A 24,221-nucleotide genomic window follows, 5' to 3' on the forward strand; every position below is an offset into this window, starting at 1 on the left:
TCCCTGCAGGAGCAGCCTCGCACCTGCAGGGAAATCGCATTTTTCTCTGTTTCACCCCCTCCCCCGAAATTTTTTTCTCTCGTTTTTCTCTCAAAAAAGCCTTTCATATCAGAAGCTTGAGATCTCATCCCGAGCTGATCCACGTCTCGCTTCCGTGCTTTCGCAAAAAATTATCTTGCGCACTAAACATTGGCGAAGTACATTTACTTCGAACCTAGTTAGCGCGCAAACAATTAGCGCAACAAATCACACATTCGACGAGGCTCACACCATGCAAACTCTCTACACCGCAATCGCAACCTCCACCGGCGGCCGTGACGGTCGTGCGATCTCCAGCGACAACATCCTCGACGTCAAACTGGCCACTCCGAAAGAACTCGGTGGTGCCGGCGGCGCGGCCACCAACCCTGAGCAGCTGTTCGCTGCCGGCTACTCGGCCTGCTTCATCGGTGCGCTGAAATTCGTCGCCAGCCAGACCAAACGCAAAATCCCGGACGACGCGTCGATCACCGCTCACGTCGGCATCGGTCAGATTCCTGGTGGTTTCGGTCTGGACATCGACCTGCATATCGCCCTGCCGGGCCTGGAACAGGCTGACGCGCAAAGCCTGGTCGACGCGGCCCACCAGGTCTGCCCGTACTCCAACGCCACTCGTGGCAATGTCGATGTACGCCTGCATGTGACCGTGTAACTGCCCTGCAGCAAAAATCGCAGGCACAAAAAAGCCCGACTCAATGGTCGGGCTTTTTCTTTCCTTAAAAAGCAGTGCTTATTTGGCACGGCCTTTGTAGGAACCGCCTTCGCGGGTATCGATCTCGATCATGTCGCCGATTTCGATGAAGTCAGCAACCGACAGCTCGGTACCGTTCTTCAGTTTGGCAGGCTTCATCACCTTGCCGGAAGTGTCACCGCGAGCGGAACCTTCGGTGTAGTCAACCTGACGCACGATAGTGGTCGGCAGCTCTACGGAAACCAGACGCTCTTCGAAGAACACGGCTTCGCAAACGTCGGTCATGCCTTCTTCAACGAAAGGCAGAACGCTTTCGATGTCTTCGGCGTTCAGTTCGTACATGGTGTAGTCGGTGGTGTCCATGAACGTGTAGGTGTCGCCGCTGATGAAGGACAGGGTCGCTTCTTTGCGGTCGAGGATCACGTCGTCCAGCTTGTCGTCCGCACCGTAAACGGTTTCGGTCTTGTAACCGGTCAGCAGGTTCTTCAGCTTGGTCTTCATGATCGCGCTGTTACGGCCCGATTTGGTGAATTCAGCTTTCTGAACCAGCCAAGGATCGTTGTCGATACGGATCACGGTACCGGGTTTGAGTTCTTTACCAGTTTTCATTGCGAATATCCGAATTTGGATGGGATTTACAAAAATCTAGGCCGCGTATCATATCCAATTTCGGTAAAACTGTACCAGCGCCGTCGCAAGATCGGCCTGCAAGGCCTGTTCCAGACACCACGCTTCGGCATTTTCCTGCAGTTCTGACCAGTGTTTACGGGCCTCAAGCCAGTGCTCGCCGATAGGCTGCCCGGCACTCCAGGCCCGCCAAAGACCGTTCATCGCCTCGGCAGCGGCGGGCGAAAGGTCTTTTTCGTAGAGCGCGAGGAAGGCATCGAGCTTGTCCAGATGGATATCTTCGTCCTGCTGATAGATGTGCCACAGCATCGGACGACCGGCCCACTGCGCACGGACAAACGAGTCCTCGCCGCGCACCGCATTGAAATCGCAACACCACAGCAGTTGATCGTATTGATCCTGGCGGACGAACGGCAGCACCTGCACGGTCAGCGCCTGGCGCACATTGAAGTCGCCGACCGACAGCGACTCGACACCGAGCCAGCGCGCGACATCACCGAGAATCCGCCCTTCCGGCACCAGCAGATGAGTCGGTGTCGAATCAGCCGCGAGCACATCCAGCCAACTGGCGAGCCCGGCATTCTCGTAGGCGAACAGCGAAATCAGTTGCGCACCGGGCGCAGGAACGACCCCCAGGGCTTGCAGGAATTGTCGCTGCGACTCGGGATCCTGCTGAAACCGCCGACGCCGATCCAGCAATCCGCTTTCACGCAACAATCCCCCCGTGCCGGCCTGGAACCCCGGGAAGAAAAAGATCTTCTGCACGGACTTGTACTTCACCGAAGGCAGACCGTGGCAGCCAACCACCCAGTCCTCGGCGCTGAGATAGTCGAGGTTCATCCACAATGGCGGCTTTTCCCGCTCGGCCATGGCGTCCATATAGGCGCTCGGCAACTGGCAGGCGAACGCGGCGATGACCACGTCGGCGGAGTCCGTTTCCGGCCATTCTGTCGGCCAGTGCCGGACTTCGACACCCTGCTGCCATTGCGCATCGAGATGGATATCGAGTTCCGGGCAAATACGCTCGAACGCACGCAGATCATCGACCCAAAGCCGCACCGCCAGCGCATGCTCGGCCGCCAGTTGCCGGGCCAGACGCCAGGTCACGCCGATGTCGCCATAGTTGTCGACCACGGTACAAAAGATGTCCCAGCGGGTTTTCGGCTGCGGCATTCAAGACTCCCGTTGGCAAAAGCGCCGATTGTCCGCATAAATGTCCGCGTGCAGAAGAGCCGACGACAATTAATCTTCGTGCGACAATCGCCACTTGCCCGCAATCATCCGCCAGGAGGCAGCCATGCCCTACCGCCCAACCCCGCGTCGTCCCTTGCCTGTTCAGCTTAGCGCGCTGCAATTGACCGGCAGCATTGCCCTGGGTCTGTGGCTGGGTTTCCTGGCCATTGCGCTGACGTGCTGGCTCGCTTCGATGCTGTTCAGCCGCCAACTGCAACCGGTGGCGGATGCAGTACAACAACTGAGCAAGCCTGCGGCAGTCGCCCAGCCGCAGCCAGAGACCGAGCCGCAAAACCGCCTGTTCGAGCAGTACGAAGAAAACCTGCGCAAGAACGAACAGCAGGATCGCCTGGATCAGGCCCGCAGCAGCACGCGCAACCAGTCGAACCCTAAATGCCAGTTCTGGCTCCAGCAGGATCAGACGGCCCCAAGCGAAAAGAGCCGCGCCAACGTCCTGCAATTCTGCGATTGATCATGAACAAGCACGCCGTCCACCAACTGATTCTCGACAAACTGCGCGTCGACCTCGATATCGCCGAACGCGCGGCACAAACCGCTTACGAAACCGCGACTCACGAAGAGAACATCGCCGAAAACAAGTACGACACCCTGGGGCTTGAGGCGTCGTACCTGGCGGCAGGGCAAGCGAAACGGGTCGAGGAGATCCGCCAGTCACTGGCGGTCTGCCAGAACCTGACGCTAAGGACCTATGACGATCAACGCGGGATTGAAATCGGCGCCCTGCTCGGTCTGGAAGACGAAAAGGGTCGCGAGCAATGGCTGTTCCTGGCGCCGGATGCGGCGGGCCTGAAAGTCGACGTGGTCGGTCAGCCGGTCACCGTGATCACCCCACGCTCGCCGCTGGGCAAAAGCCTTATGGGCAAGTTCGAGGGTGATGAGGTGGAGATTCTGGTGGCGGGCACCCGGCAACAGTTCGCTGTCACCGAGGTGCTGTAGACAGGGGCTTGTGACAGGGGCTTAGTGAACCGGCAGTTCGACGCCTTCGAACAGTTCTTCCAGCTCCTGCTTGTTGTGGCACTGAATGGCCTTGGCCATGACTTCGCGGGTCAGGTGCGGCGCGAACTTCTCGATGAAGTCGCACATGAAGCCACGCAGGAAAGTGCCGCGACGGAAACCGATCTTGGTCACGCTGGACTCGAACAGTTCGCTGGCATCGAGTACCACCAGATCGTTGTCGAGTTTGGTATCGACCGCCATTTTCGCCACGATGCCGACACCCAGACCCAGGCGCACGTAGGTTTTGATCACGTCGGCGTCGGCAGCGGTGAACACCACTTTCGGCGTCAGGCCGCGATGACTGAAGGCTTCGTCGAGTTTCGAACGGCCGGTGAAACCGAACACGTAGGTCACGATCGGGTATTCGGCCAGCGCTTCAAGGGTCAACTTCGGCAGCTTGGTCAGCGGGTGGCCCTGAGGCACGACCACGCAGCGGTTCCAGCGGTAGCACGGCATCATCACCAGATCGCCGAACAGCTCCAGCGCTTCGGTGGCGATGGCGAAATCCACGGTGCCGTCAGCGGCCATCTCGGCGATCTGCATCGGCGAACCCTGGTGCATGTGCAGCGCCACGTCCGGGTATTGCTTGATGAAATTGCTGATCACCGGCGGCAGTGCATAACGTGCCTGGGTGTGCGTGGTGGCGATCGACAGGGTGCCTTTTTTCTCGTTGGAGAATTCCTGGGCGATCTGTTTGATGCTTTCGACCTTGCGCAGAATCTCACCGGCGGTGGTGATGATGCGCTCGCCGGCCGGCGTGACGCGGGTCAGGTGCTTGCCACTTCGGGCGAACACTTCGACGCCCAGTTCGTCTTCCAGCAGACGGATTTGCTTACTGATGCCCGGTTGCGAGGTGTAGAGACTTTGGGCTGTAGCGGAAACGTTGAGGTCGTGGTGCGCCACTTCCCAGATGTAGCGCAATTGTTGAAGCTTCATATGAATCCCTCAAAGCAGGTAGACGCCACGGGCATCAGCGACGGTATATAACTATATTAATGGTTTGAAGAATAAATCTAGAACTTTTTTATCAAAACGCCATTATTACCGTCTCAGCGATCCTCCCGACGCCGACGCTCCACCAGCGGCACCATGTAAACCGGCACCTTGGACAATTGCAGCAATCGCGTCGCCGTGCGCCCCAACGGTGTTTCCGCCCCGACCCCGTGGCTGTGACTTCCTACGATCAGCAAATCGACGGAGAGTTTCTGGACCTGGTCGAGAATCACCTGCGACGGATCGCCCTGCAGCACCCGCACCGCGCGAATCCGTAGCAGATCCTGCTCGCCCTCGTCCCCCAGCTCTTCGCGAAAACTGTCGAGCACCCGTTGCTCGATATTGGCAATGACGGTTTTCAGACCCTGACTGTGAAATTCGTTCAACGCCTGTTCGTCGAGATAGCTCTGCAACACCGATTCGGCAAACAGCCCCATGGGCTCCACCGCGTGCACCACATACAAGTCGGCATTGAATGTTCGCGCCATCGCCAGGGCATGCTGCATCACTAACGGTGCGTACAGGCCGAGGTCAGTGGCATACAGCATCGAACGAATCATATGACCTCCTCGCAAGCCAACATGGCGGAGATTTGATTCAGCTTAGCAGTGCCTTGGCGAGTACGACGTGCGACGCAACGTCTTGAACCACGAGGGCTTTAGACAACCGGTTCGTTGCTGATGCCGTGGGGGACATGGCCGGTGGCGACCACCTCCCGGGCCAGCTCGCAGTGACCGGCCTGATCGTCGAAAAACACGTCCGCAGCGAACGCTTCAAGGAACGCCGACTTGGTCAGGCCGCCCAGAAACAGCGACTCGTCCAGACGGATGTCCCACTCACGCAAGGTGCGGATCACCCGTTCGTGAGCCGGAGCCGAACGCGCGGTGACCAGTGCGGTGCGGATCGGGCAGTTATCGTCCGGGAACTCACGCTGCAACAGATTGAGCGCTGCGAGGAAGCCCTTGAACGGCCCGCCACGCAACGGTTCGCGAGCGGATTCACGTTCCTTGGCCTGAAAGGCTTCGAGGCCGCCGGACTGATAGACCCGCTCCGACTCATCGGAAAACAGCACCGCGTCGCCGTCGAAGGCGATGCGCAATTCATCGCTGGCCGCACGGCTGGCGCCACCGGAAAGAATGGTCGCCGCCGCAAAACCGTTGTCCAGCGCCGAGCGCACGTCTTCAGCGTGGGTGGAAAGAAACAGGTCGCAGCCAAAGGCCTTGAGATAAGGATAAGGACTGCGCCCGCCGACAAACGCCGCACGGGAAATCGCCAGGCCGTAGTGATCGATCGAGTTGAACACCCGCAGACCGGTGTCGGCACTGTTGCGCGACACCAGAATCACCTCGACCCGGGCACGGCCGAGGCGACTGTTGAGGTTGAGCAGTTTTTCCACCAGCGGGAAGGCATCGCCCGGCGCGAGGATTTCGTCTTCGTGCTCGATCTGATATTGCCGATAGGCTTCGACGCCGCTCGACAGGTAGACCTTGTGACTCTCGCTCAGGTCGAACAGGGCACGGGACGAAATCGCCAGCACCAGTTTGTCATCAATGTTCTTGGCCATGCCTTCCCCCAGATCCCCTCAAAGAATCGACTCAGGTGTTACGCCGGTCGATGAAACGCAAATGGCGATACAACGCCTCGATTCGCGGCAGCTCGCAACCTGCCGCTTTTGCCGCCGCCAAAGGTCGAGCGTAGATGGCGTCCAGTTCCAGCGGTCGCTTGTGCAGAAAATCGTGGTACATGCTCGGCCAGTAGTCGGGCATTTTCTCGGTCATCATGAACAGGTACTCGGCGTAACCGGGCGGCATGTCATGGCCACAGGCCTTGGCGCCCTGCACCACTTCGGCCATCAGCGCCTGGATCTGCGCGCGGCTGTCGGCATCGGCCATCAGCGGCGTGGTACTCGCCCCGAGCAACACCGAAAGACCATTGTAGGGAATGTTCCAGACCAGTTTCTGCCAGCGCGCCTGGTGCAGGTTCGGCATGGCCTGGGAGTCGATGCCGGCGGCACGGAACAGACCGACGCCCTCCTCGACGATCGCCAAGCGCGCCGCATCATCGGCTGCCGGACCGCTGTGATAACCGACGTTCACCGCCCCCAGCGCCTGATGGGTGATGTGGCCCGGACCTTCCCGATGAACGCAGATCAGGCACAGGCCGCCCAGCAAGTGCAGGGAATCGGGCAGCAACGCCCGCAGGCTGTCTTCGACGTCGAGGCCGTTCTGCAGCACCAGCACTTTCGCGTCGGGTTTCGCCGCTTGAATGATCGACGGCGCCAGGCCGGCATTGCTGGTGGTTTTGGCACCGACCAGTAACCAGTCGCAGGGCGGCATGTCTTCAGCCGATGAATAGGCCTGCACCGGATTCAATGTCAGTGTGCCGTGAACCGCGCTGTCCACCTGCAATCCGCGCTCGGCGACCGCGGAAAACTCGCTGCGCAGCAAAAAGTGCACATCGAATCCGGCCCGGGCCAGCATCAAGCCGTAGAACCCTCCGATTGCACCGGTGCCGATAATCCCTACCACCGGCTTCTTGACTACTGCCCCCATCACGGCAACTCCTCTGCAATTCGACCCAGCGCCTGCGCCACGGCTGCGTTCAGCTCAGCGGCATTCAGACGCGTGTGTACTGCCCCAAAGAACTCGCCGTCGCGCACCACGAACAGCGCCGGCAAATGAAAGACCTGATAACGCTCGACCAGACCGCCGTTGTCACCGGCATCGATCCAGCACAGGCGATCGACTGCCAGATCAAGCCCCGGCAGGACCTCGCGGGCATAACGGCAACTGGCGCAGCCGATGCTGGTGAAAATCACTAGCGAAACGCCGCTCATCGCCAGCAGCCGTTGGTCGGCGTCGAAATCGGTCAGTTCGGATTCGAACACTATACTGGGGGAAACAATGTCAGATGGCCGACACAGGGAGTCTGTGCTCATGGGACGGTTTATTCCTCATCCGGATGATGTGCCCGTCGAATTAACGTTGCTCAAACCTGAGTGTATTTCGCGGCAACAGCTGCACACTATCAGCCTCGGCGGCATCGCTTGCAATTACCACCGCGCCTGGCGCCATGGCACCGCGCTGCAGGTGCGAATGCCGACACTCAATGCCGACATCTGTTATCCGGGCTACGTGGCCTGGTGCCTGCGACGCAAGAAAGGCTATCTGGTGGGCATCGCCTTCACTGACGAACAGACCCTGTTCAGCGCCCGAATGGGTGAGCAGGTGTGTCAGATCGAACGCTATTGCCGGCTCAACGACGCCCACGACGACCTCCAGGATATTCAGGCCCTGGCCCTGCAATGGGTCGAACAACACGCCGACGAGTTCTCCCACGACACCGTTCGCAAGGCTTTTGCGCAGCCAGTACTGGACTGAACAGTGACTTGCCCATTGTCGACAGGCGCCTGACGCGCTAAGGTTCGGCTCCCCGACGCGCTTAAATCTGCTGTGCTCCGCCGCGCGGGGATCGCTGGCGGCCGGCACCCGTGACCTGACGAGTAAACGATGGCTGATTTACCGATCAACGACCTGAACGTCGCTTCCAACGAGACCCTGATCACTCCCGATCAGCTCAAGCGTGATATCCCTCTGAGCGACGCTGCCCTGCGCACCGTCACCAAGGGTCGCGAAGTCATCCGCAATATTCTCGATGGCACCGACCACCGTCTGTTCGTGGTCATCGGGCCTTGCTCGATCCACGACATCAAGGCTGCCCACGAATACGCCGACCGCCTGAAGGTGCTGGCGGCGGAAGTGTCGGACACCTTGTATCTGGTCATGCGCGTGTACTTCGAAAAACCGCGGACCACCGTCGGCTGGAAAGGCCTGATCAACGACCCGTACCTGGATGACTCGTTCAAGATCCAGGACGGCCTGCACATCGGTCGCCAGTTGCTGCTGGACCTGGCCGAGAAAGGCCTGCCGACCGCGACCGAAGCCCTTGATCCGATCTCCCCGCAGTACCTGCAGGATCTGATCAGCTGGTCGGCCATCGGCGCCCGCACCACCGAATCCCAGACCCACCGTGAAATGGCTTCCGGCCTGTCCTCGGCAGTCGGCTTCAAGAACGGCACTGACGGTGGTCTGACCGTGGCGATCAACGCTTTGCAGTCGGTCTCCAGCCCGCACCGTTTCCTGGGCATCAACCAGGAAGGTGGCGTGTCGATCGTCACCACCAAGGGCAACGCCTACGGTCACGTGGTGCTGCGCGGCGGCAACGGCAAGCCGAACTATGATTCGGTCAGCGTCGCCCTGTGCGAACAGGCGCTGAACAAGGCCAAGATCAAGCCGAACATCATGGTCGATTGCAGCCACGCCAACTCCAACAAGGATCCGGCCCTGCAACCGCTGGTGATGGAGAACGTCGCCAACCAGATCCTCGAAGGCAACCAGTCGATCATCGGCCTGATGGTCGAGAGTCACCTGAACTGGGGCTGCCAGGCGATTCCGAAAGACCTCGCCGACCTGCAATACGGCGTTTCGATCACCGATGCCTGCATCGACTGGTCGGCCACCGAAAACACCTTGCGCAGCATGCACGCCAAGCTCAAGGATGTACTGCCGAAACGTCAGCGCGGCTGACAGCCGTTTCGCAGGCATAAAAAAACGCCGGGCATTGCCCGGCGTTTTTGTGTGTGCGGTGTGAGGTCAGTCAGATCTTGGCCGTGCGCCGCTGATGACGCTCCATGTAGCGCTCCACGTAGGAGCACGACGGGATGACCGTGTAGCCCATTTCATCGGCGTACTGAAGTGCCCGCTCGGTCAGGGCCGCCGCAATGCCTCGGCCACGCAATGCGTTGGGCACGAAGGTGCGGTAGATATCCAGGGTCTGTTTCCCCAGATCCATATAGGTCAGGTAGGCACGATGACCGTCCACATTGGTCTCGAACTGATGACCAGCCTGGTCATGGTGGATGGACAACGCCTCGCTCATCACTACTCCTCGCGGGTCTCGAATGCTGACCCCTACCTTACCGATGTTTTCCCGGCGAAGGAACATCTACGCCACCCCGTGCCTGATGGACACCGAGAAGAACCGCACCGATCTCGCGCAACCCGAGCACGTATCAAATAGTAGGCACCAATGACGAAAATGCTCAAGGCGCACTCGTCATCAGGCTGATTGACGGGGCAGTTCCGGTGGACTCAGGACCGCTTCGGGAGAACCTTGTCCCGAACCGAAAGGCTGAACATCGCCGGATGTTGAGACTTAAGACGTGCCTGGTTTTTTTAAGTCACCTGAACATGGACAAAGATATGCGAGCTGTCACGCAAAATCGGAACAAAAGTGTAGACGAACCCATATAGGCAGACTCTAGCCACTACCTGCAAAACAGCACCCGACAACGGGAACTTTTTCTCAATAACTCGCTCACGACGGGCGTTACAGCTGAATATTTTTTATACAGCCCGGTTAAAAGTTGCTCGAAAAAGAATCAACGCCTACAATTTTTTTTGCTTCTTGCCTTACGTCAGTTTACTTACTACAAGTAATGGGTAGTATGTACGCCGGCTATTTCCTCAATCGGAGGAGACAGCCACTTAATTGAAAGTCCTTGAAGGGGAACACGATGAACAACGTTCTGAAATTCTCTGCTCTGGCTCTGGCCGCAGTTCTGGCTACCGGTTGCAGCAGCGCATCGAAAGAAACCGAAGCACGTCTGACCGCTACTGAAGACGCAGCTGCTCGCTCCCAGGCTCGTGCAGACGAAGCTTACCGTAAAGCTGATGAAGCTCTGGCTGCTGCTCAAAAAGCACAACAGACTGCTGACGAAGCTAACGAGCGTGCTCTGCGCATGCTGGAAAAAGCTAGCCGCAAGTAATAGTCCTTCGGGATTGTTATCAAGCCGACCCGTTTTTCGGGTCGGCTTTTTTTTGCCTGAAATTTTCTTCATGCAATAAAAAAAACCGCCGACGCTCACGCATCGGCGGGTTCTGTTTTCCGGCTTACTGTTGCAGGTCGATCGGTGTGCTGGAAACGATCGGCGCCGAGGTGTTCGGTGTGCCGATTTCAGTTGGCAGGCCATCTTCCGCCGCCACCACATCACGCACCACATCCCAGTTCATGCGCAGGTTGTTGGTGATGTCTTCACGCTTGAGCATCGCGTTGATCACGGCGGTGTGCTTGTCGACCACCGACGGGTTGCCCTTGTCGTCGATCGGCGTGTGCGCTTCCAGGTAGATCTTGCCGCCACTGCGACCGAACTTGTACGCGTCGTTGAGGATTCGCACCGAAGTCCCCACCGGCACCATGCTGGCCATTTCCAGCACGTTGTTGTTGAACATGCGGAAGCAGCCGTGGCTGGTGCGCATGCCAATACCGAACTTCTTGTTCGAACCGTGGATCAGGTAGCCCGGCGTGCCCAGGGTGAACTTGAACGGCCCCAGCGGGTTGTCCGGGCCGGCTGGCACCACGTTCGGCAGCGGATCACCATCGGCGGCGTGTTCGGCCTTGATCGAGGCTGGCGGTGTCCAGGTCGGATTCGGCGTCTTGGCGGTGATCGTGGTGTGGGCGATTGGCGAGCCCCAGCCTTCGCGACCGATACCCAGCGGGAAGGTGTACACCACGTTCCGGCCTTTCGGGTAGTAATAGAGACGGTATTCGGCGAGGTTGATCACGATGCCTTCACGCGGGCCTGGCGGCAGGATGAAGCGGGTCGGCAGGACCACTTCGGTGCCGGCGCCCGGCAACCAGGCATCGACGCCCGGGTTGGCCGCGACCATTTCCGAATAACCCAGATCGTAGGTGGTGCCCAGATCGGCAAAGGTATCTTCGTACTTGGCCTTGATCACCTGCACCTGGCCGATGATGTCTTCACCAGGTGGTGGCAGGGGAAACTCCAGGGCGGCAACGGGGCCGGCCACACACAGGGCGGCAAGAGACAGGCAGCGGGTGACGGCAGGGAAACGCGGCAACATCCGGAGAATCCTTCGCAAGATCGACAAGGGTATAAGAACGCGATTGTACACCGCGCCCAGGGAATTCGGGGAGATGCGCCGATGGGCTGGCAGAAGTCTTCATAATTGAAGCGGCCGCCAGCCCGGACGGCGTTCGACAGATGCGTGTGCTTAAAGCTCGAAACGCAGTTCAGGCCAGATTGGCGAGGTGCCACGCTTCTGCGATTCGAGAATCGCCCGGCACAACGAGCACAGGCGCTGATCCTGGAACACCCGGCGATCCACGCTCGACCAGCGCGGTTGCGCCGGCAGCAGACTGCCGCACAGGGTCCGGTCGGCCGAGCCACCGAGTTCCAGCTGACGGGTCACCAGATGCACCCGCACTTCCTGGCAGGCGAACAGATCCAGCTGTTCGTCAGGCTCGATCAGTTGGTAGGCAAACAGGGACCAGGCAGAACGCGACATCGGGGGCTCCATTTAGGGGGGCGCCACATTAGCCGAAAGCCTGCCGCTAGAAAAGCCTCATAACAGCGGTTTTAGCGTCGGCCAGACATTTTCCAGCAACTTGCCCTGGGCCCCGGCTGCCGGGTGCAGACCGTCGGCCTGCATCAAGTCCGGGTGCCCGCCCACGCCCTCGAGGAAAAACGGCACCAGCGGGATCTTTTTCTCCTCGGCCAGCTTGCCGTAGACCTGGGCAAAGGCATCGGTGTAGCGCTTGCCGTAATTGGGCGGCAGTTGCATGCCGAGCAACAGCACCCTGGCACCGCTTTGACGGGAGCTGTCGATCATCGAAGCAAGATTTTGTTGCAATTGCGTCGGCGGCATTCCGCGCAGGCCATCGTTGCCCCCCAACTCGAGGATCACCAGCTCCGGCTTGTGCTCTGCAAGCAGCGCCGGCAGCCGCGCCTGGCCTCCTGCACTGGTGTCGCCGCTGATGGAGGCGTTGACCACTTTATCGTCAAAACCTTCGGACTTGAGCCGCTGCTCGAGCAACGACACCCACCCCAACCGGGTATCCAGTCCGAAACCGGCGCTGATACTATCGCCAACGATCAGGACTGTACCCGCCGCTGCGTTCTGGGCCATGCACATCAAGGCCAGGCCAGCACTCAAAAACCACACACGCATCGGATTCTCCATGGGCGCAAGCATTCTCACCGCGAAGAACCTTAGCAAAGTGGTTCCCAGCGCGGAAGGTGAACTGACCATCCTGCACGAACTCAGCCTGGAACTGAACAAGGGCGACAGCCTGGCCATCGTCGGCGCGTCCGGCTCCGGCAAATCCACCCTGCTCGGCCTGCTCGCCGGCCTCGATCTGCCAAGCAGCGGCGAAGTCGTTCTGGCCGGACAGTCCCTGAGCAATCTCGACGAAGACCAGCGCGCGCGCATTCGTGCCGAACACGTGGGTTTCGTGTTTCAGTCGTTCCAGCTGCTCGACAGTCTCAATGCGCTGGAAAACGTCATGCTGCCGCTGGAGCTCGATGGCCGCAAAGACGCCCGCGGTCGCGCCACGGAATTGTTGCAACGAGTTGGCCTCGGCCAGCGCCTGACGCACTCGCCGCGCCAGCTCTCCGGTGGTGAACAACAGCGCGTCGCCATCGCCCGGGCCTTTGCCGCCGAGCCGGACGTGCTGTTCGCCGACGAACCCACCGGCAACCTCGACAGCCACACTGGCGAGCGCATCAGCGACCTGCTGTTCGAATTGAACAAGGAACGCGGTACCACCCTGGTGCTGGTGACCCACGACGAACGCCTGGCCCATCGCTGCCGGCGCCTGATCCGACTTGAAGCCGGCCTGCTGGTCGCCCCCCTGGAGCCTTGATGGCACGTCTGCCGCTGTTGCGCCTGTTCAGCCTTGCCCTGCGCCAGCTCTTGCGCGATGCCCGCGCCGGGGAGTTGCGGGTGCTGTTCTTCGCCTTGCTGGTGGCGGTTGCCGCCAGTACCGCCATCGGCTACTTCGGTGCCCGCCTGAATGGTGCGATGACGTTGCGCGCTACCGAGTTTCTCGGCGCGGACCTGGTGCTCGAAGGCAGCTCCCCCGCACGGCCGGAACAAATCAGGAGCGGCACCGAGCTGCACCTCGACCATGCGCAAATCGTCGAATTCTCCAGCGTCATCGCCACCGACAACGGCATTCAGCTGTCGAGCATCAAGGCCGTCGACCGTGCCTATCCGCTGCGTGGCGAACTGAAAAGTGCCCCGGCACCGTTGGCTGCCGAAGCGTCGGGCGGCGAACCGCAACCGGGAGAAGCCTGGGTCGAATCGCGCCTGCTCACGGCGCTGGACCTGAAGATCGGCGACAGCATCGACGTCGGCATGAAGACGCTGAAGCTCACCAGAGTGCTGACTTACGAACCGGATCGCGCCGGCAACTTCTATAGTCTGACGCCACGGGTGTTGATCAACCTCGAAGACCTCGCCGCGACCGGCGTGGTCCAGCCCGGCAGCCGGGTGAGCTATCGCGAACTGTGGCGCGGCGAACCGAACACGCTGGAAACCTATCGCCAGCTGATCAAGCCAGACCTTGCCGCCAACCAGCGGATTCAGGATGCCCGCGACGGCAACCGGCAGATTGGCGGCGCACTGGGCAAGGCCGAGCGTTATCTGAACATGGCCAGTCTGGTTGCCGTGCTGTTGGCCGGTGTGGCCGTGGCGCTGTCGGCGAATCGCTTCGCCAGTCGCCGTTTCGATGCCAGCGCCCTGCTCCGTTGCCTGGGATTGTCACGCCGGGAAACCATGGTGTTGTTCAGCCTGCAACTGGCGGTACTCGGCTTGTTCGCCAGCCTCAGCGGCGCCTTGCTTGGCTGGCTTGCTCAGTTGGGGTTGTTTGCGCTGCTGCATGATCTGCTACCGACCGACGTACCGCCGGGTGGCTTGCTTCCGGCGCTGGCGGGGATCGGCACCGGGCTGGTGGCGCTGGCCGGTTTTGCTCTGCCGCCGCTCGCCGCCCTCGGCCGTGTGCCGCCGTTGCGAGTGCTGCGACGCGACATGCTGCCAATTCCGTCGAGCACCTGGATGGTCTACGGCGCTGCACTCGGTGCGCTCGGGTTGATCATGTGGCGCCTGAGCCTGGATCTGCTGTTGACGTTTGCCTTGCTCGGCGGTGGCGTAGTCGCTGCACTGGTCCTGGGTGGTTTGCTGTTGCTGCTGCTCAACAGTCTGCGTCGCCTGCTGGCTCGCGCCTCCCTGCCGTGGCGTCTCGGTTTGGGCCAGTTGCTGCGTCACCCGCTCGCGGCGGCCGGGCAGTCCCTGGCATTCGGTCTGATCCTGCTGTCCATGGCGTTGATTGCACTGCTGCGCGGTGAATTGCTCGACACCTGGCAAAACCAGCTGCCGAAAAACGCCCCCAACTATTTCGCCCTGAACATCCTGCCGGCGGACAAACAGGCCTTCACCGATCACCTGATCAATGTCTCGGCCCAGGCTGCGCCGTTGTACCCGGTGGTGCCGGGACGGCTGATCAGCATCAACGGCGAGGCGGTGCAGCAGATCGTCAGCAAGGATTCGGCCGGCGACCGGGCGATCCAGCGTGACCTGAGCCTGACCTGGGCCGCTGACTTGCCGGCGGGTAACAAGATCACCGCGGGTTCATGGTGGAGCGGACAACCCTCGGACGAGATTCCCGGGGTCTCGGTGGAAAGCAAGGTCGCCGAAAGCCTCAAGCTCAAACTCGGTGATCATCTGGTGTTCACCGTTGGCGGAGTCAATCGCGAAGCGAAGGTCACCAGCCTGCGAGAGATCAACTGGGACAACTTCCAGCCGAACTTCTTCATGATCTTCCAGCCCGGCACGTTGAAAGATCTACCGGCGACCTACCTGACCAGCTTCTATCTGGCGCCCGGTCACGACCAGCAGATCGTCGAGCTGTCGCGAGCCTTCCCGGCGGTGACCATCCTGCAGGTCGAAGCCTTGCTCGAACAGCTGCGCAGCATCCTCGCCCAGGTCACCCTGGCGGTGGAGTACGTGTTGTTGTTTGTGCTGGCGGCCGGGATGGCGGTGTTGTTTTCCGGGTTGCAGGCGACGCTGGATGAACGCATTCGCCAGGGTGCTTTATTGCGTGCGCTAGGGGCGGAACGGCAGTTGCTGGTCAAGGCGCGGCGGATCGAGTTCGGTTTGCTTGGCGCAGTCAGTGGATTGCTGGCGGCCATTGGTACGGAAGTGGTGAGCCTGGTGTTGTATCGCTTCGCGTTCGACCTGCCCTGGCACCCGCATCCATGGTTGCTGGTGCTGCCGTTGATAGGCGCCGTCCTGATCGGTGGCGCCGGCGTGTTCGGCACCCGTCGGGCTCTGAATGCGAGCCCGCTGACAGTGCTGCGCGAGGGTTGATAGACTCCAGCCCTCAATACCACAAGAAGTTGCCATGAGCCGTTATCGCCCTCCCCGTACCGCCGGCACCGCGCTGATCACCCCCGAAGGTGAAGCGCGGATGCGCGCCGAATTCCATGAGTTGTGGCACGTACGCCGGCCACAGGTGACGCAGTCGGTCAGCGAGGCGGCGGCTCAGGGCGACCGCTCGGAGAATGCCGAGTACACCTACGGCAAGAAGATGCTGCGCGAGATCGACAGTCGCGTTCGCTTTCTCACCAAGCGCCTTGAGGCGCTGAAAGTGGTCAGCGAAAAACCAAGCGATCCGAACAAGGTTTACTTCGGCGCCTGGGTGACCATCGAGGATGAAGATGGCAAACAGTCGCGCTACCGCATCGTCGGCCCGGATGAGTTGGATCTGAAGCTGGGCCTGATCAGCATCGACTCACCGCTGGCCCGCGCCCTGATCGGCAAGGCGCTGGACGCCGAAGTCCGGGTCCAGACGCCAACCGGCGAGCAATTCGTTTACATCGTGGCGATCGACTACCCCTGAGGCTCAGCGCCGGGCAATCAGACCCTGACGGGCAACGCGGGTCAGCTGATGGATCATTTCCGGCGCGTCTTCAGCGCTGGGCGACTGGATCACCGCCAGGTCGAAACTGTCATCGGCAAAACGCGCCAGCGACTCGCCGTCTTCAACGAACTGGATCAGGAATGCGGCAGGACCGCCGCTGCGACGTGGCCAGCCATCGAGATAACGCAACAGCGTCGGCTGGTGTTTACCGCCAAGCAGGATTTTTGGATTGCGCTGGGTGACATGTGCCGTGATCGGCGCGGGACGTGCTGGAGGGCGAAGTGCATTCATCGTGTCGTGTCTCTGCCTCAAAAGTCTGCATGGCAGGTGAGAGGCAACACCGAACCAGCGCTTTAGCGGTATTTCGAAGCCCTGTTCCGGCTTCTGACGGCAACTGAAGAATAGTCACCTGGCGCCCCGCAAGTAGCTGTTTAAATCGGCGCATGAGCGGCATCCTAGAGAACGTGACCAGCCAGTGTCAAGAATCAGCCGCAACAAAAAAGGCCCGCACAATGCGGGCCTTTTGCTTGAACCAGAGCGGTCAACCGGCGATGGCGCGATCCACCGAGAGCTTGCCGGCGCCTTCGATCATTACCGCGAGGCTGCCACCGAGCAGAGCCAGGGCAAACTCGTAACCGTTGTTGGCCATGAACAGACCGTTGCTGATGTGCACGGTGAAGATCGCCACCAGCGACAGGAAGGTCAGACCGAGTGCCGCCGGGCGCACCAGCAGACCGATGATCAATGCCAGACCGGCGAAGAATTCAGTACCGCCTGCCAGAGTCGCCATCAGATAGCCGGGGGTCAGACCGATGCTTTCCATGTATTGCGCAGTGCCCGCCAGGCCGTAGCCACCAAACAGGCCGAAGAGTTTCTGCGAACCGTGGGCAGCGAAGATCACGCCGACGGCAATGCGCAGGATGGTCAGACCGTAGCCGGCGCGGGTGAACAGGACCTTGTTGATCAGAGAGCTCATGTTTGTATTCCTTGTTGGAGAAGTGCTTGTTGGTTGGCCGCCATATTAATCAGTTAAATTTATGTTAAAAGCGCAAATATTCCGCCATAACAATCAATTTATTTGATCATTTGCGTGAGACAACTTTCTGTCCCCGGGGCTCCAACGACTCACGCTCCCGGTCGAACGCCAAGTAATACTTGTTCACACTATTAACATAGCTGACGGCGCCCATCCCCACCTGCTCCATCGCGATGCGCTCGACCTGAAAGAACCACTGATTCGGGTTAAGCCCGCGGCGCCGGGCCTCGGCGCGCATGCCCTGCACGCGCTCCGGGCCGATGTTGTAGGCGGCCAGGGTGAACGCCATGCGCTCGCGCTCGTTGAGCTTGGGGCTGTTGAAGAACTTGCGGCGGATCATCGCCAGGTACTTGGCCCCGGCCTGCACATTCGCATCGAGATTCTGGATGTTATTGACGCCGACCCGCTGCGCGGCGGATGGCGTGATCTGCATCAGCCCGGTCGGCCCACCGCCACCGCGTGCACTGGGTTGCAGTGCCGATTCCTTGAACGCCAGCGCGGCCAGGTTCAGCCAATCCATGTTCTGCGCTTCGGCATGCTTTTGCAGGGTTGGGCGCAGTTTTTCCAGGCGCTGACGGTCAGCCTTGGCCAATGGATAGTGGACTTGATACAGACGACGGTAGATTCGTAGAAACGCTGCGTCTTCGTTCGACGGCGTCTTGTAGCCGGTCAGGAAGCGGTCGATGCTCGCGCGCAGCATCGAGGCATCGCGCCGCACGAACCAGTATTCCTCGCCCGGTTCGCTGATCATCAACTGCCGGTCGAAGCGCAACTTGGGCAAGATCTTGCCCCAGCGCTCGGCAATCGGTTGCTCGACGATGGTCAGGTGGAAGATCCCGCCCTGGACCATTTCCAGCACGTCTTCGACCGCCAGGGTTGGATCGACCCATTCGATCTTGATCGGCGCCAGTTTGTGCAGCGCCAGTTTCTGGTTGAGCTGACTGACCGCCTCCCCCGCCGCACTGCCGGTGGGCAGGGCCAGGGTTTTGCCGGCCAGTTGCTCGACCTTGGTGTAGCGCTTCTCGCCCTTGATGCCGACCAGCACCAGCGGCACATTGCTGGCGATCGGCTCGCTGCTGGCGACCGCGTGGCCCGGTTGCAGGTCGAGCAGTTCGCCGGGGGCCACCAGATCACCTTCGCCACGCTGCAGCGCGCCGAGCAATTGATCCTTGGCTTTGGGAATGATCTTGAGGGAAATTTCCCGGCCGTCGCGAGCGTGGCCATTGAGGTACTGCTCGAAGGCGCGCAAACGGTGATATTCGACGCCGATGGTCTGGCCCTGGACTTCGCCGGAGCTGTTACGGCTCTGGTTGACCAATACGCGCAGCACGCGGCTGTTGCGGATCTCGGTCAGGTCGCGGACCTTGGCGGCCGGCACGGCTTGCAGCGGCCCGGGCAGGCGCGCGACCGCTGTCATCGGCAGCAGCAACGAACCACACAGCAGGAGCAAAACCGAGGGACGAACCATCCACTCTCCGGAAAGAATACGGGGCGTTTTTGCCGCTGAACGGTCGCAAAACACCGACGAAAACAGAGCGCCTGGAGCGCTGATAAAGTGCGAGAGACTGGCACAGTGATGGCAGCCGCGCCACCCCGTGTTGCCTCGCGGCCTCAACAGACAGCCATAAGCCGTTGTAGTTCTTGGTTTTTCTTTTAAATCTACTGCTCTGATATGCTTTCCGGCCTTCGGCCCGAGGTAGCACCATGCAACTCATCGATATCGGCGTCAACCTGACCAACCCCAGTTTCGCCGACAAACACCAGGCCGTACTCGACCGCGCCTACGCTGCCGGGGTCTGCCAACTGGTACTGACCGGCACCAGCGTCGAGGGCAGCGAACAGGCACTGGAACTGTGCCGGCAACTGGATCCGGACGGCCAGCGACTGTTCGCCACCGCCGGTATTCACCCGCATTCGGCCAGTGACTGGAACGCTGACAGCGCACGGCATCTGCGCGCTCTGCTGAAGGAATCGAACGTGGTGGCGGTGGGTGAATGCGGGCTGGATTTCAACCGCGATTTCTCCCCGCGCCCGCAGCAGGAAAAAGTCCTCGAAGAACACTTGGCCCTGGCCGTGGAACTGCAACTGCCGGTGTTCCTGCACGAACGTGACGCCAGCCAGCGCTTGCTGGAAATCCTCCGTGATTTCCGCGATCAGTTGCCTGCCGCCGTGGTGCATTGCTTCACTGGCGAGCAAAAGGCGTTGTTCAGCTACCTCGATCTGGATCTGCACATCGGCATCACCGGCTGGATCTGCGACGAGCGGCGCGGCACCCACTTGCATCCGCTGGTGAAGGAGATCAAACGCGGTCGCCTGATGCTGGAAAGCGATGCACCATATCTGCTGCCGCGCACACTGCGACCGAAGCCTAAGAACGGGCGCAACGAGCCTGCGTATCTGACCGAAGTGTTGCGTGAAGTAGCGTTGCATCGGGGCGAAACCGAGGAAGATCTCGCAGCCCATACCACCGCATGCGCCCGAGCTTTTTACAGACTGCCCGCCCTGCCCTGAGCCAAGGCAGATGCATCACTTGTTGACGCATATCAAGATCCGGACACCTGCGTAGCGGCACAATAATGGCACCTTGCCAAAACTGTTTCCGCTATCAGAGAAGACCTCCATGGGTGCCTGGCTTAGCAATATCTCGCTGAAATACAAATTCTGGGCGGTCAACGCGGTCGCCTTTGTCACCACCCTGTTGCTGGTGCTGTACGCGGTGCAGCTGGAACAACAGGCACGCAGCCATGCCGCGCAGGCCTCCGCACAGGCCCAGGCGCAGCTGCTCAAAGCCTGGCCGGCCGGACAGGCGCTGCCCAAATCCGATCAAGTGCTGACGTTCAAACGCGGTGAAGCGCCGCGCCTCAACGATCAGCCACTGCTGGAAATCACTGACAGCAACGGCTGGATCGAAATCAGTCACCTGCCGTTGTTCGGCGAAAACCCGCTGCTCGGCGCCGAAGTCTTCAGCCGCGCCGATGGCCAGCAGGTCGCCGTGATTGCCTACGCCCCCAGCCTCAGCCAGGTGTTCAGCGAACGCTTCGCCAACTACGCGGTGGCGGTGTTCATCCTGATGCTGGCGATGCTCGGTGCTTCGCAGCTGCTGATCCGCTTCCTGCTCAGCCAGCTCAACACGCTCAAGGACGTGATGCTGCACGTGGAAAAAACCGGTGATCTTTCGGCCCGGGTGCCGCTGGCCTGCAAGGACGAAGTCGGTCAGATGGCCAATGCCTTCAACGCGATGCAGGCCGGCTACCAGCGCGTGGTCACCACCGTGGCCAACACCGCACGACAACTGGACGTCGGCGCGGCACGGCTGGCATCGAGCATGAACGAGGTGCGCCACGGCATGCTCGGCCAGCAAAGCGAAACCGATCAGGCCGCCACGGCGATCAACGAAATGACCGCCACCGTCTACCACATCGCCCAGCACGCCGGCGCCACGCGCGATCTGTCGCAGACCGCCGATGGTCTGGCCGGCAGCGGTCAGCAAGTCGTCACCCGCGTCCAGCATTCGATTGCCGGCCTGTCCAGCGGCGTGCAACAGACTGCCGAGATGATCCAGCGTCTGGCCGAAGACAGTCAGAAGATCAACGGCGTGGTCAGCGTGATCCACAGCATCGCCGAACAGACCAATCTGCTGGCCCTCAATGCCGCCATTGAAGCGGCCCGTGCCGGGGAAATGGGTCGCGGGTTCGCGGTGGTCGCCGACGAGGTACGCAACCTCGCCAAACGTGTGCAGACCTCCACCGATGAAATCACCACCATGGTCTCGGCGCTGCAGGCCGGCACCCGCGATGCGGTGGATTTCATGCAGGAGAGTTCGTACAAGGCCGACGACTGCGTGCAGCAGGCCCAGGAGGCCGGCGAAGCGCTGGCAGAAATCACCGGCGCGGTGGCGCAGATGCGCGAGAGCAATACGCAGATTGCGGTAGCGGCGGAACAGCAGAGCCAGGTGGCCGAAGAGATGAACCGCGCGGTGGTGAGCATTCGTGATGTGACCGAAAACACCGTGCAGCAGACCGTGGATTCGGCGACCACCAGTAACGAGTTGGCGACGCTGGCCGGGGAACTGAACAAGGCAATCGGTCAGTTGAAGCTCTAGGGGGCAACATCAGGGACAGTCATTGTCCCTATCACTGCAATAGCCAACCTTGATTCGCCGCCCTGCCCGCCCGGGCCTATTCTTCAACCATGAATTCGAACATGGATTGAGGAACAGCAACATGGGCAAACGTCACCCCAACCTTCCCGCGTGGCAATGGCGCGCGTACCCGGCCAATCACCAGCACCCGACCAATCTGGTGCTGCACTTGATTGCCGTGCCGCTGTTCATCGTCGCGTTTCTGTTGATCGTCTCGGGCGTGTTCAGCCTGAGTCTGGCGAGTGTGGCCATCGGTGTGATCGGCATCGTCGCGGCGCTGGGTCTGCAGCGCCACGGCCACAGCCTGGAGGCGCAAGCCTCCGAGCCGTTCAGTGATCGCAAGGACGCGGTATCGCGCCTGCTGGTCGAGCAGTTTCTGACCTTCCCGCGCTTTCTGCTCAGCGGCGGCTGGTACCGCGCCTGGCGTGAACGCCACCGCCGGCATTGAGTCAGGCGAAGATCGTCACCGTCTGCCGGCTCATGGCGATCAGCTCGCCTTGCGCGCTCCACAGTTTGGCGGCGACATGACCATAACCGTCGGCGGCGTACTCGATGTCCGCCAGATACTGGCACCAGTCCAGCGTGCTCAAATCGTGTAAAGGCTGAACGAATTCGATGGTCCAGGTCAGCGTGCTGCCCGGCGCCGGTTTCTTCAGATACGGCAACAGCGCAGGTGGCCAGGCATCGACCAGCGCCAGCAGATGCGCCTCGTTGACCGGCTCCTCCTTCACATCCCCACGCAAGCGCACCCATCCGCCCATCAGCCGCGATTGAATGCCGGTGAACGGCATGCCGCCGACACTCCAGCGCATCGCCAGATGACGCATGAACTCCGGGGTCACGCCTTTGATGTACGGCAGCTCCTGGCACTCGTCCCAGTGTTTCATCTCCGGTGCCGGATAGGCTGCAACCGCCACTTCCGACGGGCGCGAAGCACCGAAGCTGCCTTGTACCATCGTCACCACCTGGCCGTTCTGTACGGCGCGTCCCAGCACCTGAATGACCGCTTTGCCTTCGCGCAATACCTCGACCTCGAAGCTCACCGGTACTTCAGGCTCGACCGGCCCGACGAAGGTGATCGCCAGCGAACGCACCGGCCGTTCGGCTGGCACCCGAGTGCGCATGACTTCAAATTGCAGCGCGGCAACCAACCCGCCAAAACTGGCCCGACCCTGGCCCCACTCGGCCGGAATGGTGACCTCCGGTTGACGGCGGACAGCATCGATCAGATCGCAGAAGCGCATGGGAACCTCGGACACGAAAAAGGGAATGACCGGATCTTAACCAGCGCGGCAGAGCGGCGCAGCGTCCATTCCGGTCAAAGAGACTGACAGATAAGACAGCCGCGCCAAGCTGTAGAGGGTTTCAGGATTTGAAGCAGGCGGCGCTGAGTTTCTCCAGCACCCGGTCAGCCTTGCTTTCAGCCTTGATCATGGTGGCTTGCCAGGTGGCGACGCAGGGTTGCAGATCCGCTTCCTGCTCGGCTTTCGCCAGCCATTGCCAGCAATCGTGCCAGTCACCCAACGCACCCTGTGCGGACTTCAGGCGCTCCAACGCGGGTTTTGGCAGGCGATCGAGTTCGGGATAAGCCTCGATGCCGTAGCGCACACGCTTGATCAGCAGGCGCAGGCGATGGCGGTCGTGGGCCGGATCGTGCAGCGCCACGTCGAGGTTCTTCCATTGTTTGCCCAGGCGTTTTTCGATGCGCTTGTCCAGGTCATCGAGCAATCCCTGACGCTGGGATGCCCGCAGGAAACGCGGAAACGCATCGAGGATCATCAGCAGCGAAGCCACTTCCGCACTGGCCGCCAATGCCGGATAAGCCTCGGCCATCTGTGCCATGCGCCGCTGCGCGGCCTCAGGCTGGCCATGTTCGAGCAGGTACGCCGCCAGCACCTCGCGATCGCGCCAAGGCGTGGTCACTTGCCCGACACCGGCCGCCGCGACTTCCAGTTGCTCGACACCGGGCAAACCGCGCAATGGCCGCAACAGGCTGCGCAAGCGGCGCACGGTGGTTCGCAGATCATGCAGCGCCTCAGGGTCGGTCCGGGCGGTCAAACGTGCCTGACAGGCCAGCAGCCTGACTTCCAGGCTCAGGACATGAGCCACCAACCGGTCGACCAACGCAGACATTACTTGCTCCTGTATTCAATGGCGCTGCATGAGTGTGTACCTGCGCAAGGCACCTGCACTTGCGCTACGTCAGCAGCTTAGCGCCCGGCGCGGGATTCGCGAATGTAGAAACGCGCCTTCTCGGCTTTGTTGCTGCAACCTTCGAAACCCTCGAATTGCTGTTGGGTCTTGGCCGCCGTCAGCAGCGACAGGGCCTTGGAGTAACTCACCGTTCCGGCAAAACCCTCGGCCTTGGCCAGATCCAGCTCATGCCACGCCGCATCGAGCTGGCTGCCGCAGCTGTCGCGGTAGGCCGTCTTGCCGGCGCAACCGGCCAATGCCAGGGCAATCAAGGGCACACAGATCCAGGCTTTCATCACTTACACCTCAAAGATAGGTCAACAGTCGTGCAATTAAGACGTTCGGGCGGTGAAAAAGTGCCTTGTGCCCCGTGAATCCACCGCACGGCAAAAGATAGCGTCAGCGGGTCATGAAGTATCGAAATAACGACGCCAGCGCCACCCCGAACGACCCTGACGATTGTAGCCCGG

Annotated in this window: 29 protein-coding genes; 12 read left to right on the plus strand and 17 right to left on the minus strand. The window is 60.7% G+C overall.

Annotated elements, in window-relative coordinates:
• The first annotated feature begins 271 nt into the window (after positions 1-271).
• Entirely contained in the window at positions 272-691 is a 420-nt protein-coding gene (locus M5B98_RS20720) for an organic hydroperoxide resistance protein (protein ID WP_085710763.1), read from the plus strand.
• Between the two features lie 78 nt (positions 692-769).
• On the opposite strand, the gene M5B98_RS20725 is transcribed toward M5B98_RS20720, so the two are convergent.
• Together M5B98_RS20725 and earP are read right to left on the minus strand one after the other, a co-directional pair.
• Positions 770-1,339, minus strand: coding sequence for an elongation factor P (locus M5B98_RS20725; RefSeq protein WP_003226785.1), 570 nt, complete (start codon positions 1,337-1,339; stop codon positions 770-772).
• 48 nt (positions 1,340-1,387) lie between these two features.
• Positions 1,388-2,530 (minus strand): elongation factor P maturation arginine rhamnosyltransferase EarP, encoded by a 1,143-nt coding sequence (gene earP, locus M5B98_RS20730; RefSeq protein WP_248743815.1) that lies wholly within the window; start codon positions 2,528-2,530, stop codon positions 1,388-1,390.
• Between the two features lie 124 nt (positions 2,531-2,654).
• Between earP and M5B98_RS20735 the strand changes: the two genes are divergently transcribed.
• Positions 2,655-3,062 (plus strand): hypothetical protein, encoded by a 408-nt coding sequence (locus tag M5B98_RS20735; RefSeq protein WP_248743816.1) that lies wholly within the window; start codon positions 2,655-2,657, stop codon positions 3,060-3,062.
• A 2-nt stretch (positions 3,063-3,064) separates the two neighbouring features.
• Entirely contained in the window at positions 3,065-3,547 is a 483-nt protein-coding gene (locus M5B98_RS20740) for a transcription elongation factor GreAB (RefSeq protein ID WP_248743817.1), read from the plus strand.
• Between the two features lie 21 nt (positions 3,548-3,568).
• Here the strand turns inward: M5B98_RS20740 and cysB are convergent, their stop codons facing one another.
• From cysB to M5B98_RS20765, 5 genes are all read right to left on the minus strand, one after another.
• Positions 3,569-4,543: an HTH-type transcriptional regulator CysB gene (gene cysB / locus M5B98_RS20745; RefSeq protein WP_007955684.1), complete on the minus strand. Its 975-nt coding sequence runs from the start codon at positions 4,541-4,543 to the stop codon at positions 3,569-3,571.
• Positions 4,544-4,656: 113 nt separating this feature from the next.
• The gene (locus tag M5B98_RS20750; RefSeq protein ID WP_085710767.1) at positions 4,657-5,160 is read right to left on the minus strand and encodes a universal stress protein; all 504 of its coding nucleotides are present in this window, start codon (positions 5,158-5,160) and stop codon (positions 4,657-4,659) included.
• 98 nt (positions 5,161-5,258) lie between these two features.
• The gene (locus tag M5B98_RS20755; RefSeq protein WP_248743818.1) at positions 5,259-6,164 is read right to left on the minus strand and encodes a 5'-nucleotidase; all 906 of its coding nucleotides are present in this window, start codon (positions 6,162-6,164) and stop codon (positions 5,259-5,261) included.
• Between the two features lie 31 nt (positions 6,165-6,195).
• Entirely contained in the window at positions 6,196-7,152 is a 957-nt protein-coding gene (locus tag M5B98_RS20760) for a putative 2-dehydropantoate 2-reductase (protein ID WP_248743819.1), read from the minus strand.
• Positions 7,152-7,538, minus strand: coding sequence for a thioredoxin family protein (locus M5B98_RS20765; protein WP_119429638.1), 387 nt, complete (start codon positions 7,536-7,538; stop codon positions 7,152-7,154). The genes M5B98_RS20760 and M5B98_RS20765 overlap by 1 nt, the downstream gene beginning before the upstream one ends.
• Here M5B98_RS20765 and M5B98_RS20770 point away from each other — a divergent pair.
• Both M5B98_RS20770 and M5B98_RS20775 read left to right on the plus strand, forming a co-directional pair.
• Positions 7,537-7,980, plus strand: a complete 444-nt coding sequence (locus M5B98_RS20770; protein WP_085710771.1) for a PilZ domain-containing protein — start codon at positions 7,537-7,539, stop codon at positions 7,978-7,980. The two genes, M5B98_RS20765 and M5B98_RS20770, sit on opposite strands and share 2 nt — an antisense overlap.
• Positions 7,981-8,109: 129 nt before the next feature.
• Entirely contained in the window at positions 8,110-9,186 is a 1,077-nt protein-coding gene (locus M5B98_RS20775; protein ID WP_011335309.1) for a 3-deoxy-7-phosphoheptulonate synthase, read from the plus strand.
• A gap of 70 nt (positions 9,187-9,256) precedes the next feature.
• Here M5B98_RS20775 and M5B98_RS20780 read toward each other — a convergent pair whose 3' ends face one another.
• The gene (locus M5B98_RS20780; protein WP_007955658.1) at positions 9,257-9,538 is read right to left on the minus strand and encodes a GNAT family N-acetyltransferase; all 282 of its coding nucleotides are present in this window, start codon (positions 9,536-9,538) and stop codon (positions 9,257-9,259) included.
• 637 nt (positions 9,539-10,175) lie between these two features.
• On the opposite strand from M5B98_RS20780, the gene oprI reads away from it, so the two are divergent.
• Positions 10,176-10,427: an outer membrane lipoprotei OprI gene (oprI, locus tag M5B98_RS20785; RefSeq protein WP_003183784.1), complete on the plus strand. Its 252-nt coding sequence runs from the start codon at positions 10,176-10,178 to the stop codon at positions 10,425-10,427.
• A 124-nt stretch (positions 10,428-10,551) separates the two neighbouring features.
• Here the strand turns inward: oprI and M5B98_RS20790 are convergent, their stop codons facing one another.
• The 3 genes from M5B98_RS20790 to M5B98_RS20800 form a co-directional block, all read right to left on the minus strand.
• Entirely contained in the window at positions 10,552-11,523 is a 972-nt protein-coding gene (locus tag M5B98_RS20790; RefSeq protein WP_248743820.1) for a L,D-transpeptidase family protein, read from the minus strand.
• Between the two features lie 150 nt (positions 11,524-11,673).
• Positions 11,674-11,967, minus strand: coding sequence for a hypothetical protein (locus M5B98_RS20795; RefSeq protein WP_007908575.1), 294 nt, complete (start codon positions 11,965-11,967; stop codon positions 11,674-11,676).
• Positions 11,968-12,024: 57 nt separating this feature from the next.
• A complete protein-coding gene (locus M5B98_RS20800; protein ID WP_085730572.1) occupies positions 12,025-12,630 on the minus strand; it encodes an arylesterase in 606 nt (201 codons plus the stop codon).
• Between the two features lie 10 nt (positions 12,631-12,640).
• On the opposite strand from M5B98_RS20800, the gene M5B98_RS20805 reads away from it, so the two are divergent.
• Genes M5B98_RS20805 through greB form a run of 3 tightly spaced genes read left to right on the plus strand, consistent with a single transcriptional unit; the run spans position 12,641 to position 16,360 of the window.
• Entirely contained in the window at positions 12,641-13,324 is a 684-nt protein-coding gene (locus tag M5B98_RS20805; protein WP_085710774.1) for an ABC transporter ATP-binding protein, read from the plus strand.
• Positions 13,324-15,828, plus strand: a complete 2,505-nt coding sequence (locus M5B98_RS20810) for an ABC transporter permease (RefSeq protein ID WP_248743821.1) — start codon at positions 13,324-13,326, stop codon at positions 15,826-15,828. The genes M5B98_RS20805 and M5B98_RS20810 overlap by 1 nt, the downstream gene beginning before the upstream one ends.
• 34 nt (positions 15,829-15,862) lie before the next feature.
• Positions 15,863-16,360, plus strand: coding sequence for a transcription elongation factor GreB (gene greB, locus M5B98_RS20815; protein ID WP_003226818.1), 498 nt, complete (start codon positions 15,863-15,865; stop codon positions 16,358-16,360).
• 3 nt (positions 16,361-16,363) lie between these two features.
• On the opposite strand, the gene M5B98_RS20820 is transcribed toward greB, so the two are convergent.
• The 3 genes from M5B98_RS20820 to M5B98_RS20830 form a co-directional block, all read right to left on the minus strand.
• Positions 16,364-16,672, minus strand: a complete 309-nt coding sequence (locus tag M5B98_RS20820; RefSeq protein WP_192552142.1) for a class I SAM-dependent methyltransferase — start codon at positions 16,670-16,672, stop codon at positions 16,364-16,366.
• Between the two features lie 250 nt (positions 16,673-16,922).
• The gene (locus M5B98_RS20825) at positions 16,923-17,357 is read right to left on the minus strand and encodes a DoxX family protein (protein ID WP_085710777.1); all 435 of its coding nucleotides are present in this window, start codon (positions 17,355-17,357) and stop codon (positions 16,923-16,925) included.
• Between the two features lie 106 nt (positions 17,358-17,463).
• Positions 17,464-18,885, minus strand: coding sequence for a transglycosylase SLT domain-containing protein (locus tag M5B98_RS20830; RefSeq protein WP_248743822.1), 1,422 nt, complete (start codon positions 18,883-18,885; stop codon positions 17,464-17,466).
• A gap of 236 nt (positions 18,886-19,121) precedes the next feature.
• On the opposite strand from M5B98_RS20830, the gene M5B98_RS20835 reads away from it, so the two are divergent.
• The 3 genes from M5B98_RS20835 to M5B98_RS20845 all read left to right on the plus strand — a co-directional run bounded on the left by M5B98_RS20835 (position 19,122) and on the right by M5B98_RS20845 (position 22,006).
• Entirely contained in the window at positions 19,122-19,928 is an 807-nt protein-coding gene (locus M5B98_RS20835) for a TatD family hydrolase (RefSeq protein WP_248743823.1), read from the plus strand.
• Between the two features lie 109 nt (positions 19,929-20,037).
• Positions 20,038-21,519, plus strand: coding sequence for a methyl-accepting chemotaxis protein (locus tag M5B98_RS20840; protein ID WP_248743824.1), 1,482 nt, complete (start codon positions 20,038-20,040; stop codon positions 21,517-21,519).
• Positions 21,520-21,640: 121 nt separating this feature from the next.
• Entirely contained in the window at positions 21,641-22,006 is a 366-nt protein-coding gene (locus M5B98_RS20845) for an Mpo1-like protein (RefSeq protein WP_119429646.1), read from the plus strand.
• Between the two features lies 1 nt (position 22,007).
• Here M5B98_RS20845 and M5B98_RS20850 read toward each other — a convergent pair whose 3' ends face one another.
• The 3 genes from M5B98_RS20850 to M5B98_RS20860 form a co-directional block, all read right to left on the minus strand.
• A complete protein-coding gene (locus M5B98_RS20850) occupies positions 22,008-22,802 on the minus strand; it encodes an acyl-CoA thioesterase (RefSeq protein WP_248743825.1) in 795 nt (264 codons plus the stop codon).
• 121 nt (positions 22,803-22,923) lie between these two features.
• Positions 22,924-23,691, minus strand: coding sequence for a CHAD domain-containing protein (locus M5B98_RS20855; RefSeq protein WP_248743826.1), 768 nt, complete (start codon positions 23,689-23,691; stop codon positions 22,924-22,926).
• A 77-nt stretch (positions 23,692-23,768) separates the two neighbouring features.
• Entirely contained in the window at positions 23,769-24,047 is a 279-nt protein-coding gene (locus M5B98_RS20860) for a hypothetical protein (RefSeq protein WP_007963692.1), read from the minus strand.
• Positions 24,048-24,221 lie beyond the last annotated feature (174 nt).

Origin of the sequence: Pseudomonas sp. MWU12-3088, from assembly GCF_023242405.1 — a bacterium.
Taxonomy (GTDB): domain Bacteria; phylum Pseudomonadota; class Gammaproteobacteria; order Pseudomonadales; family Pseudomonadaceae; genus Aquipseudomonas; species Aquipseudomonas kribbensis.

Excerpts from the sequence above, each read along its gene's own strand:
- greB (WP_003226818.1), top strand. The coding sequence starts at position 15,863 with ATGAGCCGTTATCGCCCTCCCCGTACCGCCGGCACCGCGCTGATCACC.
- M5B98_RS20740 (WP_248743817.1), top strand. The coding sequence starts at position 3,065 with ATGAACAAGCACGCCGTCCACCAACTGATTCTCGACAAACTGCGCGTC.
- M5B98_RS20725 (WP_003226785.1), bottom strand. The coding sequence starts at position 1,339 with ATGAAAACTGGTAAAGAACTCAAACCCGGTACCGTGATCCGTATCGAC.
- M5B98_RS20860 (WP_007963692.1), bottom strand. The coding sequence starts at position 24,047 with ATGAAAGCCTGGATCTGTGTGCCCTTGATTGCCCTGGCATTGGCCGGT.
- M5B98_RS20820 (WP_192552142.1), bottom strand. The coding sequence starts at position 16,672 with ATGAATGCACTTCGCCCTCCAGCACGTCCCGCGCCGATCACGGCACAT.
- M5B98_RS20830 (WP_248743822.1), bottom strand. The coding sequence starts at position 18,885 with ATGGTTCGTCCCTCGGTTTTGCTCCTGCTGTGTGGTTCGTTGCTGCTG.
- M5B98_RS20775 (WP_011335309.1), top strand. The coding sequence starts at position 8,110 with ATGGCTGATTTACCGATCAACGACCTGAACGTCGCTTCCAACGAGACC.
- M5B98_RS20720 (WP_085710763.1), top strand. The coding sequence starts at position 272 with ATGCAAACTCTCTACACCGCAATCGCAACCTCCACCGGCGGCCGTGAC.
- M5B98_RS20780 (WP_007955658.1), bottom strand. The coding sequence starts at position 9,538 with ATGAGCGAGGCGTTGTCCATCCACCATGACCAGGCTGGTCATCAGTTC.
- M5B98_RS20755 (WP_248743818.1), bottom strand. The coding sequence starts at position 6,164 with ATGGCCAAGAACATTGATGACAAACTGGTGCTGGCGATTTCGTCCCGT.
- M5B98_RS20835 (WP_248743823.1), top strand. The coding sequence starts at position 19,122 with ATGCAACTCATCGATATCGGCGTCAACCTGACCAACCCCAGTTTCGCC.
- M5B98_RS20800 (WP_085730572.1), bottom strand. The coding sequence starts at position 12,630 with ATGCGTGTGTGGTTTTTGAGTGCTGGCCTGGCCTTGATGTGCATGGCC.
- M5B98_RS20805 (WP_085710774.1), top strand. The coding sequence starts at position 12,641 with ATGGGCGCAAGCATTCTCACCGCGAAGAACCTTAGCAAAGTGGTTCCC.
- M5B98_RS20765 (WP_119429638.1), bottom strand. The coding sequence starts at position 7,538 with ATGAGCACAGACTCCCTGTGTCGGCCATCTGACATTGTTTCCCCCAGT.
- M5B98_RS20735 (WP_248743816.1), top strand. The coding sequence starts at position 2,655 with ATGCCCTACCGCCCAACCCCGCGTCGTCCCTTGCCTGTTCAGCTTAGC.
- earP (WP_248743815.1), bottom strand. The coding sequence starts at position 2,530 with ATGCCGCAGCCGAAAACCCGCTGGGACATCTTTTGTACCGTGGTCGAC.
- M5B98_RS20790 (WP_248743820.1), bottom strand. The coding sequence starts at position 11,523 with ATGTTGCCGCGTTTCCCTGCCGTCACCCGCTGCCTGTCTCTTGCCGCC.
- M5B98_RS20750 (WP_085710767.1), bottom strand. The coding sequence starts at position 5,160 with ATGATTCGTTCGATGCTGTATGCCACTGACCTCGGCCTGTACGCACCG.
- M5B98_RS20855 (WP_248743826.1), bottom strand. The coding sequence starts at position 23,691 with ATGTCTGCGTTGGTCGACCGGTTGGTGGCTCATGTCCTGAGCCTGGAA.
- M5B98_RS20810 (WP_248743821.1), top strand. The coding sequence starts at position 13,324 with ATGGCACGTCTGCCGCTGTTGCGCCTGTTCAGCCTTGCCCTGCGCCAG.
- cysB (WP_007955684.1), bottom strand. The coding sequence starts at position 4,543 with ATGAAGCTTCAACAATTGCGCTACATCTGGGAAGTGGCGCACCACGAC.
- M5B98_RS20795 (WP_007908575.1), bottom strand. The coding sequence starts at position 11,967 with ATGTCGCGTTCTGCCTGGTCCCTGTTTGCCTACCAACTGATCGAGCCT.
- M5B98_RS20840 (WP_248743824.1), top strand. The coding sequence starts at position 20,038 with ATGGGTGCCTGGCTTAGCAATATCTCGCTGAAATACAAATTCTGGGCG.
- M5B98_RS20770 (WP_085710771.1), top strand. The coding sequence starts at position 7,537 with ATGGGACGGTTTATTCCTCATCCGGATGATGTGCCCGTCGAATTAACG.
- M5B98_RS20760 (WP_248743819.1), bottom strand. The coding sequence starts at position 7,152 with ATGGGGGCAGTAGTCAAGAAGCCGGTGGTAGGGATTATCGGCACCGGT.
- M5B98_RS20825 (WP_085710777.1), bottom strand. The coding sequence starts at position 17,357 with ATGAGCTCTCTGATCAACAAGGTCCTGTTCACCCGCGCCGGCTACGGT.
- oprI (WP_003183784.1), top strand. The coding sequence starts at position 10,176 with ATGAACAACGTTCTGAAATTCTCTGCTCTGGCTCTGGCCGCAGTTCTG.
- M5B98_RS20845 (WP_119429646.1), top strand. The coding sequence starts at position 21,641 with ATGGGCAAACGTCACCCCAACCTTCCCGCGTGGCAATGGCGCGCGTAC.
- M5B98_RS20850 (WP_248743825.1), bottom strand. The coding sequence starts at position 22,802 with ATGCGCTTCTGCGATCTGATCGATGCTGTCCGCCGTCAACCGGAGGTC.